Genomic DNA, 14,523 nt, shown 5'->3' on the forward strand with positions numbered 1-14,523 from the left:
AAGCGAGTTCATTGGAGACTTCTTTCTAGAATTAGGTTGGTAATTACATTCTATCAGAGAAGTCCAATGGACTTTTTTCATTTTCTAATCAGCGCAAGTGTTCAACTTCATTTTACAATTTACCATTTAATAATTATTGAAAATAAATAAAGGAATGGGATTGGCATTGTTTTGAATGATTTTATATAAGTTTGGAATAGTTAGTAGGATAACCAATTTAGGAATAAGAAATTATTAATTCTTTCCTATGTTTGTTTTTTGTAATAAGTTAATTACTAGTGTAAATGATAGTAGTCCTAGCCAGCTAGATAACTGGAATCGAGACATGAATAAATCTTGTTAGATGGAACAAGCCAAAGATACATTTTTTATAAATATAAGAGATTATGAAAAGTTAAAGGCGTTTTTATCATTACTATAAAAGCAGTGAATAATAGTAGCTTTAGGAGAACTTAATGGATAAATTGCGTAACCATGAGATAACCTAAAATTTTTTAAAATAAAGTATTCTTAAAGGAGAAGAAGATTGAAAAAACAAGTTGTCTTTGGTATTAAAAACGTTAAAATTTTGATTTTAATCCTTATTTTGGTCTGCTCAACAGGTGCGGCTACGTATTTACAGTTTGTAAAAGGGGATATGGTTCAAAGCGCAATAAAATTAAATTCACTAGGATTAAGTAGAGCAATAATTTTATTTCTGATATTAATGTGTCTAGAAGTATTAATGTATTATGCTGAATGGCGCTATGAGACTTATATTTTAACTGACGCATTTTACCGGATAAAAAGCCGGATTTTTGACAATATCTTAAAATTTGATATTCGCAAAAATCCATTGTCTGGTAAAGAAGAAACGCAGCTATTGACTAATTCAGTTGATAGTTTGAAGTTTTCGTATTATTATGCTTGGTTTGATAATATTTATTTAACATGTCGGGTAATTTTTGTTTTTGGATCATTGTTGGCAATCAATCTATATTTAGCAGTTGTGTTGGCAATTTTAATGGTAGTTCCACTACTATTTACGCAGCTTTTTCGTAAAAAAATTGATGCCTTAAATAAAAACTATATGGATCAAGTCGGTGATAATCTTCACAGTTATGAAAATCACATAACTAATCTTGGTCAAATCCATATTTTCAGTGTTCGCAATTTCATCTTCAAAAAAATGGATCAAGAAATTATGAAAGAACAGACTTTAAACCGAACTGCGAATAATTACCAATATCTGTTAAATGTGTCGTATTCATTCATTTCATATTTATCTAGCTTTGCAGTTTTGGCAGTTGCAATGGTTTTAATCAGTCAAAAGCAAATGACTATGGGAACAGCTATTACATTGATGGGATTAGTTGAACAATTAAGTTCACCAATTTTATCTTTATCACGCAATACATCACAAATTAATAGTACCAAGTCAATTCGTGATGATATAGCTCAGGCAGTTGAGCAAGCTTCGGCGCCACGTGAACCAATTGATTTCAATCATACAATTGCAACCAAAAATGTAACAACTAATCTAGATAAAAAATTGGTAACTTATCAAGACATGACTTTTAAAAAAGGAAGAAGTTATGCCATTCTAGGTTCAAGTGGGATTGGCAAAAGTGTATTTTTAAAGGTTCTGACTGGTTTACAGAAGTTTGCTCAAGGTGAAATTTTGTATGATGACGACGTTCTAGGCAACGATGCCACGAAAAATACTTTTACTGACCTTGGCTTTGTTGAGGCTAATAATAATTTATTCAATGACACTGTGATCAATAATATTTTTTTGGGTCGAATGCCAACTGAAGAAGAACTGCAATATTGTGAACAGTTACTTAGTTCGAAAATTTTGCAGGCAACTGATTCAACTACGCTTTCAAGTGGTGAAATTAGACGAGTTTTACTCTTGCGCGGATTGATGTCAGGTAAGAGTAAACTAATTTTTGATGAGCCGACTGCTAATTTAGATAAAAAGACCAGTGCAGTCTTTTGGCAAATGCTAAATAATTGGTTTAATGAAACGCAAGGGACACTGATTGTCGTTTCACATACATTAGATCGAAGTGAATTGCAAAAGTTTGATCAAGTACTAGATTTTAATCAATTGATTAAAGCATAAATAATCAAGGATACTTTGGAAATAAAGACTTCCAATGAGGTAGACGAGTTGTTAAAATGTTGTAATTTACATTTAGTAAACTAGAGTAAAAATAATATAATATATAAAGTAGAAAGAGTCTGAGGGAAACTATTATCCAGACCGACAAAAAAAGACGTTGAACACAACGTCTTTTTTTGTATAAATTTTTCCTTGGGCTTGAGATTACTTAAATTATACCACCGGCCGGCCAGAATGCTCAAGATCCTGTTCTTTGCCTATGCACCATTTATAGGTTGGTGGTCGAACAATAAAACCCTGAATTAGTCTCAACTTTGGAGTTCATATCTGTTGGAGCTTGCTTATATTTTAAGATTAGCCAGTAATCATGTCTTAAATAAAGTCTACTGCTTCGGCGCCGTATAAAATTAGTGCTATGCCAAGCGTAGTAGCCACTATAGATAAAAAGCCAGTTAAAACAAAGCTGTTTAAGCAAACCATGATTAAGCCTAGATAAAACAATATTTTTTTGCGTTTAGCCATTGCTGTCTCCCGTCTAGTTACATGATTTAAAAGTATATCATGATTGAATAATATATAAAACAAAAAATCCCAGCTTGGGGATTTTTTTCATCTATTAACTACTATTTAACTATTTTTTCTGGTTAACCATAATTTCGTCAATTAAGCCGTAATCTTTAGCTTCTTGGGCAGTCATGTAGTTGTCACGCTCGGTGTCCTTTTGGATCTTTTCAAGCGGCTGACCGGTTGTCTCATGCAAAATCTTATTAATCTTTTCGCGACTCTTCAAGATTTCGTTGGCAGCAATTTGAATATCGGTCTGTTGCCCTTGTGCACCACCCAGCGGCTGGTGAATGAGAACAGTGGAGTTTGGCAAGGCAAAACGTTTGCCCTTGGCCCCGGTCGTCAAGAGAATGGAAGCCATAGAAGCAGCCATGCCGATTGCAATTGTGGAAACGTCTGACTTGATAAAGTTCATAGTGTCCATGATTGCTAGACCAGAAGTGATTACACCACCAGGTGAATTAATGTACAGGGAGATGTCCTTGGTATTATCCTGGGCATCAAGGAACAATAATTGTGCAATGATGGAGTTGGCCATGTCATCGTTGATCTCACCACTAAGCATGATGATCCGGTCTTTCAACAACCGAGAGTATATATCGTAAGCACGTTCGCCACGGGCAGTTTGTTCAATAACTGTAGGTACAAGCATATTTCTACCTCCTAGATTTATGTTCAAAATTATTAGCACTCAGTTAAGTACAGTGCTAATTAAATCACTTACACCAAAGGCTGTCAATGAAAGTGTATTGATTTTGTATTCTTTGTTACAATGTTCTTATTATATAATATCAATATAGATTTTTAATTTTGGAGGAAATGTTTTGAAGCTTTTTAAGAAAATTGCAACGATTGCGATTACGCTGATGGGTGGCTTGTTAATCACAGCCAAACTGTCAGCTACTCCAGTTGCGGCAGATTCAGACGGCACCCAGCCCCAGAGTCAAAACAAGGAGGATTCAAATCAACCAGTAAATGATAATAACAATGCTGATACGAATAACTCTAATGATTCTAGTACTGTTGCAACCGATAATGGCGAGCAGCAGGATGCTGGTGACCAGCAAAAGCTAAAGAAAAAGAAACCTAAGCAGGTGGTCACTGGCTATGCGATGATGACCAAGGTTGCTGGTAACAAGAACTACAAGGTTTGGAAGTCCGTCACTAATGGTAAGGTTCACAAAAAGGTGGCTGACGGTATCAACTTTCAATACAGTCACATTCAGTCAGACCAACTGATTGAGACCAAGAAGCAACGTTATTGGCGTATTTACGTTAACGGCCGCGAAGTTGGTTATGTTAACGAAAAGTTCTTTGCCCGGAATCAAATTGCCGTACCCAAAACGGTTTCTCTGGTACGCAATGATAACTACACATTCACTACCCGCGATGCCATTTCATACGTAACTAACTACATGGGAACGGTGATCGACAGCCAAGACGCTCAAATTAAGGTTTCCAAAGAAAATATTGACTGTTCAAAACCTAAGACCTATAAGGTTAAATATACTTATGGCAAGGCCAAGGCAGTGGTTAAGGTGACAGTGAGAAAGAGTACCAAGGAAGGTATTGCTGACGTGAATGCAACTAATTCAATTTCAGCTCGTCCTGGTACTAACGACCACCAAGCTTGGAAGACCCACTACGGTTCTTCAATTAACTATATTAGTCCAACTGAATACACACCGGAAACAGAGAAGCACACATTAACTAGTGGCAACTTAACCTTGAAGACAAGACTGTATCAACCTGTCTTGCTCAGTGTGAAGGATCCAACCGATGATAACATTAACCGGGTTGGCCACATTCCCGAAGGCGTGACAGTATCGAATAACTGGGCTTACACGAGCTTACTCAGCCACACCAACCTGACCTCTGGTCATATTGTTGGTTACGACATGAACAAGATTACTAGTCCTTATAATGCTCAATTGATGCTTGACATGTCACAAAAAGACTTTAACAACTTTGCCAAGAACATTAAGGTTAGCCCATACATTCCAATTGGTCACGGCCAAGCGATGGGTGCCAGTGACAAGTACGTTTACGTTCTTAACAATGACAATACGTTAAAGCAAACCACTGATTCAATGGAATTAGTGCAGATCCGCAAGAGTGACTTGCAGATTAACAAGATTTGGACATTTAAGACTTGGATTGGTGATGAAAGCAATCCACGCTACTTCCAAAACGGCGTGATTGTTTCTGACAAGGAAATGTACATGGTTTACCATGACACCGACAATAACTGCTATGAATACTGGCAGCTGACTCGTACTGGTGATAACTGGTATCCAAAATTAGTCGGTAAGACTGATGGCAATTTTGTTAATAATAATTCACCTGTTCAAGGCTTTACCTACGACACTAAGAATAAGAACTACTACTTGGCCTTTAACGATCTGATCTTCAAGATTGATCGTGATGGCACGTTGAAAGATACTTACTCATTTGACACTGGTCGTGAAATTGAGGGTATGTCTGTTAGTGATGGCAAGTTGTACGTTAACTTGGCTCAGAGGGCAGAGCTCTTAGTAAGCATGAACATCAACTAAATAAAAACAAGATAAGTTTCGAAAAAAGTTTTCGAAGCTTTTTTTGTGAACCAGAATAAGCCTAATGAAGAAGGAGGCTGACCAAGTATTGACGGCCTCTTCTTGCTAGATAGGAGTTTAAGTGAATGGGGGGAAAGGGAGACAAGCAGGCTAAACTACAAAAGAAAAAAGCAAGAGCTTTAGCTCTTGTTTTTTTGTGCTTTTGCTTGGCATTCAGGACAAATGCCATAAATTTCCAAATGACTAGAAGAAGTGACGTAGCCCGTCTGCTTTTCAGCTTCAGTACGCATACGGCCTTCAACAGTTTCTGAGTCAGGATAGAAGACATCGGCAATCTTGCCGCAATTGGTACAGATGATGTGGAAGTGGGGCTTAACAAAGTAGTCGTAATGAAGAGATTCATCACCGTTCTTGATCTCAATTACTACACCTGCATCTACCAGCTTGTTCAGGGTATTATATACAGTTGCCCGGTAGGTAGGCTGCTTGTTCTGGTCGCTGATAGCTGCCAAAATAGTGGCAGCGGTAGGGTGGTTATGGTGAGTCATCAGGTAAGATAGAATTTTGAGACGAGGCTGGGTGACCTTTAAGTGGTGGTCGCGCAGCAAGTCACCTGCTTCTTTTAAATGTTCTGTCACAATATCATCTCCTTCCAGTTGATAACTATAGTTTACCATTATTATGCATACAAAAACCGCCTTTTCTAGGGCGGTTTAATTAATCTTTAAATGACTTTAGGCATTAGCCTTAACATCTTGGTGGTGCTTGATTGCGGGTAGGATTAAGCCCAGCAAGAACAAAACAATGGGAGTGGCAATGTTCAAAGCTAAAGTATAGGGATCCGGTGAATAGATACCCAGAACGCAGCAGGCCAAGTTGATGGCAAAACACCATATCCCAGCGGTGTAGGCTAATCCTTGGTGCTTGGTCATCTGATAATTGCCAGGCGTATGGAACTTCTTAATCTGCTTGCGTAGGGCAATGTAGGCAACAAATACCCAGAGATAGCGGATTGGCATCACGATTGAATTAAGCTTGATTAATTGGGCCATTACCGCTTGCGCATCAGGTAGCAAGGCCTGCAAGACAATTAGGCCACCTGAAAGGATAACGATCATCCAGATACCATTAATGTAAGCACCATGCTTGTTGACCTTCAACAGTTTTTTCGGGATGTAATCCTTGGCCTCTTTACTGCCAAGAAGCATCCGCAGTGGTGCATCGATACTGATAACCAGAGTTGAAAATTGGCCGATGACATTGCACCAGGCATAGATGTACATGAATAAGCCGCCTAAGCCATAGTATTGGCCTAACTTATTGAAGGCCATGTATGGACCATTTGAAATGTATTCGTTAAGGTGGCCATTGACTGCTTTAGGGTCAAACATCATCGCCAAAGCAATCGTGCCCAAAATGGCTGAAACAATTACCATTGCAGAAAGCCCCAGCATTGCCTTAGGAAAGTTGTGTGCAGGATCTTTGAGCTTATTGACATATGGTGAAATCTTTTCTGCCCCGCCAACCGCAAATACTAAGATAGACAAAGATGTAAAGTACTGCATGTTGAAGTCAGGCACAAAATTCTTCCAGTGCCAGCTAATATTCATAAAGTTGGCATGAGGGTTAATCATCGGTGCAGCAAACATCATGATGATAAACAAAATCGACATGATGAACATTGAAGAGCCAGCAATGGTAGCCAAGGTTTTGATTACGGACACGCCGCGGCTGGCCACCCAACAGAAGAAGAGGAAGACAACTAGTGTTGCCAGCTGGGTCCAAGAAGTAGGAATACTGTCATACCAGTTAGTGTTGCCAAAGATGCCCCATGACATTCCTCTTAAGCCGCCAGTACCTTTACTGGAAATGTAGACGACATGCACTGCCCAGAAGGTCCAGCCTGTGTAGTAGGCCCATTTGGGACCGATCGTGGCATTTATCCATGATGAGACGCCTCCGTCAGAGTCCTTAAAGACCGCACCAAGTTCACCGACCATGAGTGAATATGGGATGAAGAAGAGCAAGAAAATAAGGATCCAGCTGAAGACAACCTGGGTGCCATTAAAGTAGACAAAACCATTAACGACATTGCCAAAGCTCCAAACAGTGGAGAAGGCCATTGTCGCCAGGGTAGTCCACATCATCTTTTTAGATTGTTTTTGTGATTCGATCATAAAATATGGTTCTCCCTAATGAAAAAATAGTAACCTGTTAATTATATACCAAACTAGGGTATATTTCTAATGACAAGGAATTCAGGTGTCCATATAGCAAATTTTTATTGATTCACTTGTTTAATAGTGTCAGAATAATTATTAGCTACTATTTGAAAGGGAAAAGGGAATGAAAAAGAGGTTTAGGATTAAATTATTAATTGCAAGTGCTGTTATTGCAGCGGGTTTGGCCGGTGGAAGCACCAGCTATAATGTTAGTGCAAAAAGCTACCACAAGGCAGTGACAAAGATTGCAGGAACTGGTACCTATCCGATATACCGGCATGTGTCAAAAAAAGGGCCAGCAGGCAAGTTTACTTCTACCAAGTACTTTAAACATGCCCAAATTCAATCGAAGAAGTCGGTTGCAACTAAACAGGGCAAGTTCTGGAAAATCATTGTTGATGGTCGCACAGTTGGTTGGGTCAACCAAAACTTCTTTGCCCGCGACCAGATTTCAGTTGCCAAAAAGGTCAGTCTAGTACAGAATCCTGATTTTTCTTTTAGAACCAAGGATGCAATTAACTACGTGACTGATGGCAGCGGTACTGCGGTCAACCCAAGCAAAGTCAGTGTATCTAGTTCAAGTATTAACTCAGGTACTCCTGGCGAAACCAAAGTAGATTATCGTTTTGGCAAGGCTACGGCTAGTGTCACGGTGAAAGTTCGTGAAGACAAAAACGAGGGCCTAGCACATGCCAATAAGACCCCTAAGAGCGGACCCAAGGCAGTTCCTACTTGGAAGGGCAGCTCCAAGTCATCATCGCGCAACTGGAATGCAGCACACCACTATACTGATGAAACAAGAGCAAACGCTTTTCGGTCAAATGGCTTGACGCTCAAGACCAAGTTATTTCAGCCGCGCTTTGTTAGTTTAGGCTACCACCAAGCTGGCGATGAAATGGGCCAAGTTGGACCGATTCCAGAAGGAATTACTGTTCACGGTTCTAACTTCACGGTGGCGGAATTCAAGTCCAGCCACGACCAAACTGGTCACTTGGTATCATATGATTTAAACCATGTTAATAAGTTTAAAGCGCAAAATTTGCCGGGTCTCAGTTGGGCTACGTTTAGAAAGTATGCCTCCCACATCAAGGTCAGCCCATACATCAAGTTGGGGCATGGCCAGGCAATTGGCTCATCGGCTAATTATATTTATGTCATTGCCAACAATAATACTTCAAGCAACTCTAGTGCCTCTGAAGAAATTTTGCAGATCCGCAAGTCAGATATGAAGATTAACCAGATTTGGAGCTTTAGAATTTGGAACGGCACCGCTTCTGGTCATACTAATCGCTATATCCACAACGCAACGTTTGCAGATGACAACACGATGTACTGCTTATTCCATAACGGTGGCAATGGCTATTATGAATACTGGAAGGTAACCAGGAGCGGTGACGCTTGGACCCCTGTTGAAGTTGGTGCCACTAAAGGCAACTTCATCAGCAATCATTCACCTGTTCAAGGCTTTACTTATGATCAAAATCGGGGCCAATTCTATATTGGTTTTAACGATTACATTTTTAAAGTCGCTAAAGATGGTACGTATAAAAAGACCCACCGTTTGAGTGTTAAACGAGAAATCGAAGGCTTGTCAGCCTCTGGCAATAAGCTTTACGTTGAATTTGCTCAGCGGGGCGAGTTGACAGCTGGCAAGATTAAGTAAAAAACTATTAGCATTAAGGCAGTTCTGCTATGGAACTGTCTTTTTTTGTGCTGAAATTAAAAATCGGGTCATCTTCTTTATGGAAAAGGTCATAAAAATAAATTGGAAAGAGGATATGAACAATGCTAATATATGAATAATATTTAATATACAGGGGCAATTGACATGAAAAAATTACTAGTTACAAATAATCTTACTAAAGAGTTTAAGGGACAAGTTGTGCTTGATGGAATCAATCTGCATGTACCTGAAAAGCAAGTGTATTGTCTCCTTGGTCCGAATGGTGCTGGTAAGACGACGTTAATGCGTATTTTAACAGGAATGATTCCTGCAAGTAGCGGCTCAATTAAGTTTGTTGACCATGAATGGTCTAGAGCAGACCTTGCCAATATTGGTTCCTTAATTGAAACTGCACCTTTGTATGGCAATTTGACTGCAAGAGAAAACTTAGACATTGTGTGCAAGTTAAGAGGCACTGATAACCAGGAAATTGAGCAGATATTGCAAACTGTAGGTCTTGCAAGCTCGGGCTCAAAATTGACTAAGAATTTCTCTTTAGGGATGAAGGAACGTCTAGGAATAGGTTTAGCTCTAGTGGGCAAACCTGAGTTATTGATTTTGGATGAACCAACTAATGGTCTTGATCCCTTGGGGATTCAACAATTACGTAATTTGATTGCCGAGTTCAAAAAGCAAAACATCACAATTATTATCTCTAGTCACATGCTTTCTGAAGTGGAACACTTGGCAGACAATATTGGAATTATTGGTGGGGGTAAGCTGTTGTTAGAACAGACATATGATCACCAAGTTGATCTTGAGCAATTGTTCAATTCCACATTGGAAAAGTCAGGTGTGTTGAATGCTTAATGTAGTAGCAATTGAATCAATGAAGACAAAAAGGTCAGTCATCAGGCACCTGCTATGGCTTTTTCCACTTTTGGTAATAGTAATTGTTGGTCTGTTCTTTTCATCAACTGGCTACATTGTCCAGAGTGCCATTAACCAATGGAGTTGGATTTGGATGCCACTCTTTTTAGCCACGGCTATTGGTTTGATTGACCGTCACGAAAGAAAGAGTACGGACTATAAGATCATTTTAAGTTCACCTGCGGACTTGTTTAATTATGAATTAGGCAGAATTCTTCATGTAACAATTTTTGCGCTAATCGCTAATATTTTATTAGCACTCTTAATTACGCTGATTAGTTTGCTAGTAGAAACAAAAGTACCTTTATCTGCTTGTTTACTAGCAATTGCTGGTATTTTTTTAACTAACTTGTGGCAAATTCCGCTTTACACTTGGTTTAGTCGGTTATTCAGCTTATATGGGACGATTGCTCTTGCTACTATAGGGTGGGTGACCGGTTCTATTATTGTTGACCTTCCTTTTGGCCAAGTTTGGCCCTTCAGCTGGTCAGAGTTGTTTCCGGTTTCATTGATTCAGATGCACATTAATGGGATACCTGTTAAGCATAATGAATTAGTTGCTAGTAGTGAGTGGACCATTTGGGCTTCAATAATCTTATTTGTTCTTTTTAGCTACTTAGCTGCCTTATCTTTTAAAAAACAGGTGACGAAAAATGTTTAGGCAAATTGTTCGTACTGAAAATATCAAATTGAAACGCAGTTTTTTGTTGTACCTACACCTGTTTGTTTTGGTTGCCTTCCCACTTTTATTTGGCTTTTATTATGGCAGTAGAAAAAATGCGGTCAATGCGTCCGGCATGGTAACGACATTTTATGAATTATTGGCAATTGCTTCTCCTATCGTTATTAGCATTGTAATTTGCCAGGTTTTTGACCGTGAAGAAAAAGCCGGCAATTTTAAGAATTGGCTTACTGAACCAACCAGCAAGGCAAAAATGATCCAAGGACAACTAGTATACTATTGGCTATGGTATGCTGTCGAAATATTGGGCACAAGTCTGCTGTTTTACTGTGTTTTGACCCTTGTTTTTCAAGTTAAGGGCATTCCTTTAGGGTCCTTTTTACTTACAAGCATTTGCTTTGCAATCCTGGGCTTTTTTCAATATGAATTAGCACAATTACTGGTTTTGAAGGCTAATATTGCTGGAGCCCTGATTTTAGGTTTTTTGGGCACTGTACTTGCTTGTTTGGCTGTCACCAGCTTGTTAGACTTTATTTGGCCAATTATACCGTGGGCTTGGCCAGTGCGTTTGATTACTTTTTGGCTAGATGGCATAAGCCAAGGCCTACGTCAATTAGCGGCACTCGAATATCTGGTGTCGCTAGTGATAATGGTATTTGGCAGTCTAGCAATTGGCTGCTACTTCAACCACTGGCAGGGCAAGAAAGAATAATGCAAAGGTAAGTATGAACAGAGATATTCATACTTAGATCGTGCTGTGATTTTTAACCAAGTACGCTCTTTTTTGGCGCTATATTCTTATATACTTAAGTTAATTTCCCATTGATTCAACTCCTTGTTAGTGCCAGAATAATATATACAAACATTGAAAGGAAAATGGTTAATGGGAAAGAGATTTATCAATAAACTGCTGATTGTGGGAGCAGTTACCGCAATCGGCTTATTTTTTGGAAGCAGCAGTTCGTGCTTGTATGCTAAAAGCTACCACCGAGCGGTCACTAAAATTGCTGGTACAAGAAACTATGCCATTTACCATCACATCAAGAAAAAGGGACCTTCAGGAAAATTCACTTCAACGAAATATTTTAAGCATGCTCAAATTCAATCAAAACGGTCGCTTAAAACAAAAAAAGGCAAATATTGGAAAATCATTGTTGATGGTCGTCCAGTCGGTTGGGTTAACCAGAACTTTTTTGACCGGGATCACATCTCAGTTGCACGCAAAGTTAGTCTGGTCCAAAATCCTGATTATTTCTTTGATACGCGGGATGCAATTAATTATGCAACTGATAGCACCGGCACCTGTGTTGATGTGTCAGAAGTGCAAGTTACCAATGCCAGCATCAATTCGGGTCTGCCGGGCAAAACAATAGTTGAATACCGTTTGGGGGAGGCCCAAGCCAGCGTTGAGGTAAGCGTACGGCCTGATCCTAAAGAAGGCATCAGTCACGCCAAAAAGTTGGCCAATTGGGGTCCACTTGCTGTCCCAACCTGGATGGGTAGCTCCAAGTCCACATCACGCAATTGGAATGCCAAGCACCACTTTGCCTTTGAAACAAGGCCTAATACTTTTTATGCCAATGGCTTAACTTTGAAAACCAAGCTTTTTCAACCCCGATTTGTTAGTCTTGATTACCATAAGGCAGCGGATCGAATGGGTCAGGTTGGCATTATCCCGCAAGGAATTACCGTTCGAGGCTCAAGCTTCACGGTTTCAGTGTTCAATTCCAGTTATGATCAAAAGGGGCACTTGGTTTCATATAACTTGAACCACATTAAGAAGTACAAGGCGCAAAATTTACCTGGTCTGAAATGGAAAACGTTTAAAAAGTATGCTGCTCATATTAAGGTTAGCCCCTACATTAAACTGGGGCACGGCCAGGCAATCGGCTCGACGCGCAAGTATATTTATGTGATTGCCAATGACAACACGCATAAAAATTCTACTCAGTCTGAAGAAATAATGCAGATTCGCAAAAAAGATCTGCAAGTCAACCAAATCTGGAGCTTTAGAATTTGGAATAAAACAAAAAAGAAGCGGACAGGTCGTTACATTCATAATGCTACAGTTGCCAATGATCACACGATATACTGCTTATTCCATAATGGCAGCCACCACCGCTATGAATATTGGAAATTGACTAGGAAGGGCGACACATGGATGCCGACAGAAGTTGGTGCAACAAGCAGTGACTTTATCAGCAACCACTCCCCAGTCCAGGCCTTTACCTATGATCGCAGGCACAAGCAATTTTATCTTGGCTTCAATGACTATATCTTTAAAGTGGCTGAAAATGGTACGTACAAAGAAACACACCACCTGCATGTTAGAAGAGAAATTGAAGGTTTGTCGGTTTATGGTAAGAAACTTTACGTTGAATTTGCCCAACGGGGTGAATTAACTGTAGGCAGGACCAGATAATTAATACTCACCCAAAAGCAGTTTCCATAACGGGACTGCTTTTTTAATGGCTGAAAATGTTTAAATCTTTCTATAAATTGTATTCGAAAATTTTTAAAATATCCATAATCATGTAGTATTAAGCCAGGTAGAAAAAATAACAAAGGAGACATTTATGCCCAAAAGAGATTTTATCAATACTGATGATTTTTCAAGAGAAGAAATGCAGCACGTGGCTAAATTAGGACTTAAAATTAAAGAAGCCATTAGTCACGGATACTATCCCCCGCTACTAGAAAACAGGAGCTTGGGAATGATTTTTGAACAAACATCTACTCGAACCCGTACCTCAGCGGAAACTTCTATGACGGAATTAGGTGGACATGCCCTGTACCTAGCACCGGGCCAAATTCAGTTAGGCAATAGTGGTCACGAGGGTCTGGCTGATACTGGCCGCGTGCTAGGTGACCTAGTTGATCTCATCGGGGTCCGCGTTAATACGCACGACGAGGTGGTGACACTAGCAGAAACGTCGAAAGCGCCGGTAGTCAACTTTTTGTGTGATCAGGATCATCCCTTGCAGGCAGTGGGAGATTTGATTACGATCAAAGAACACATGCCAGCAGGTAAAGATTTGTCTGAAATCAAGTTGGTTTTTGTTGGCGATTCTACCCAAATTGCCGTGTCAACAATGTTGTTGTGTGCCATTATGGGGATGCAATTTGTTCAATACGGTCCTGAGGAAAAGTGGATGCCCGAAGGAGTACTTAACCGTGCCCAAAAGCTTGCAGCTAAGAGCGGAGGCACAATTCTCCTTTCAGAAGATGAAGAAGTGCTAGATGGTGCTGACTTTGTCTATACTGATGTCTGGTACGGTCTGTATGACCACCAATTAACCAAAGAAGAGTATATGAAGATCTTCTATCCTAAGTACCAAGTTGATGACGTAATGCTCCAAAAGACCAATAATCCAAACGTGAAATTTATGCACTGCCTGCCTGCTAGTCGGGGTGAAGAAGTCACCGCGTCAGTGCTTGATGGCAAATGTTCAATTGCTTGGCCACAGGCGACGAATAAAAAGACAGCGATGAGTGCTGTCTTTGCCTACCTGCTTAAGTCGACTGCAGCAAAGCCATCGGCCAGTTTGGTTAAAAAATACCAAACTGAACTCGATGAGCTGCTCGACCAGAAACTTTAAAAAGCAAAAAGAGATAAGAAGCTAGGTGCTTCTTATCTCTTTTAAATATATGGGTCCCCTGAGAGTCGAACTCAGATTTTAAGAACCGGAATCTTACGTGCGATCCATTACACTAAGGACCCAAATGAGTACGTTAAATAGTATACCAGAAAACAGGGCAAAGTGAAATTGTTTTTTGCTAAAAAGACGAAGACAAGGGCT

At 39.8% G+C, this 14,523-nt stretch carries 12 protein-coding genes; 8 read left to right on the top strand and 4 right to left on the bottom strand.

Translation table 11 applies throughout. The features are described 5' to 3' along the window. Window positions 1-526: 526 nt before the first annotated feature. On the top strand, window positions 527-2,107 hold the full coding sequence (locus AC2JF7_RS04295) for an ATP-binding cassette domain-containing protein (RefSeq protein WP_500727395.1): 1,581 nt from the start codon (window positions 527-529) through the stop codon (window positions 2,105-2,107). 372 nt (window positions 2,108-2,479) lie between these two features. Here AC2JF7_RS04295 and AC2JF7_RS04300 read toward each other — a convergent pair whose 3' ends face one another. Together AC2JF7_RS04300 and clpP are read right to left on the bottom strand one after the other, a co-directional pair. Beyond that, on the bottom strand, window positions 2,480-2,629 hold the full coding sequence (locus AC2JF7_RS04300) for a hypothetical protein (RefSeq protein WP_500727397.1): 150 nt from the start codon (window positions 2,627-2,629) through the stop codon (window positions 2,480-2,482). 109 nt (window positions 2,630-2,738) lie between these two features. Next, the gene (clpP, locus tag AC2JF7_RS04305; RefSeq protein ID WP_500727399.1) at window positions 2,739-3,323 is read right to left on the bottom strand and encodes an ATP-dependent Clp endopeptidase proteolytic subunit ClpP; all 585 of its coding nucleotides are present in this window, start codon (window positions 3,321-3,323) and stop codon (window positions 2,739-2,741) included. A 172-nt stretch (window positions 3,324-3,495) separates the two neighbouring features. Between clpP and AC2JF7_RS04310 the strand changes: the two genes are divergently transcribed. Further along, window positions 3,496-5,226 carry an SH3-like domain-containing protein gene (locus AC2JF7_RS04310; RefSeq protein WP_500727401.1) on the top strand — a complete coding sequence of 577 codons (1,731 nt, stop codon included), beginning with the start codon at window positions 3,496-3,498 and terminating at the stop codon, window positions 5,224-5,226. Window positions 5,227-5,405: 179 nt separating this feature from the next. Here AC2JF7_RS04310 and AC2JF7_RS04315 read toward each other — a convergent pair whose 3' ends face one another. After that, complete coding sequence (locus AC2JF7_RS04315; protein WP_500727403.1) at window positions 5,406-5,903, bottom strand: Fur family transcriptional regulator; 498 nt, start codon at window positions 5,901-5,903, stop codon at window positions 5,406-5,408. Window positions 5,904-5,960: 57 nt separating this feature from the next. After that, window positions 5,961-7,403, bottom strand: coding sequence for an APC family permease (locus AC2JF7_RS04320; RefSeq protein ID WP_500727405.1), 1,443 nt, complete (start codon window positions 7,401-7,403; stop codon window positions 5,961-5,963). Window positions 7,404-7,572: 169 nt separating this feature from the next. Between AC2JF7_RS04320 and AC2JF7_RS04325 the strand changes: the two genes are divergently transcribed. From AC2JF7_RS04325 to argF, 6 genes are all read left to right on the top strand, one after another. Continuing rightward, window positions 7,573-9,111 carry an LBA0864 family S-layer associated protein gene (locus AC2JF7_RS04325; protein ID WP_500727407.1) on the top strand — a complete coding sequence of 513 codons (1,539 nt, stop codon included), beginning with the start codon at window positions 7,573-7,575 and terminating at the stop codon, window positions 9,109-9,111. Between the two features lie 165 nt (window positions 9,112-9,276). Beyond that, window positions 9,277-9,981 (top strand): ATP-binding cassette domain-containing protein, encoded by a 705-nt coding sequence (locus AC2JF7_RS04330; protein ID WP_500727409.1) that lies wholly within the window; start codon window positions 9,277-9,279, stop codon window positions 9,979-9,981. Then, window positions 9,974-10,702: a lantibiotic immunity ABC transporter MutE/EpiE family permease subunit gene (locus AC2JF7_RS04335; RefSeq protein WP_500727411.1), complete on the top strand. Its 729-nt coding sequence runs from the start codon at window positions 9,974-9,976 to the stop codon at window positions 10,700-10,702. Before AC2JF7_RS04330 ends, AC2JF7_RS04335 begins: the two co-directional genes overlap by 8 nt. Further along, entirely contained in the window at window positions 10,695-11,435 is a 741-nt protein-coding gene (locus tag AC2JF7_RS04340; protein ID WP_500727413.1) for an ABC transporter permease, read from the top strand. Before AC2JF7_RS04335 ends, AC2JF7_RS04340 begins: the two co-directional genes overlap by 8 nt. A gap of 171 nt (window positions 11,436-11,606) precedes the next feature. Next, the gene (locus tag AC2JF7_RS04345) at window positions 11,607-13,145 is read left to right on the top strand and encodes an SH3-like domain-containing protein (protein WP_500727415.1); all 1,539 of its coding nucleotides are present in this window, start codon (window positions 11,607-11,609) and stop codon (window positions 13,143-13,145) included. Window positions 13,146-13,299: 154 nt separating this feature from the next. Beyond that, entirely contained in the window at window positions 13,300-14,322 is a 1,023-nt protein-coding gene (gene argF, locus AC2JF7_RS04350) for an ornithine carbamoyltransferase (RefSeq protein WP_500727417.1), read from the top strand. The last annotated feature ends 201 nt before the right edge of the window (window positions 14,323-14,523 follow it).

The sequence above is a fragment of the Lactobacillus sp. XV31L genome (assembly GCF_059900865.1).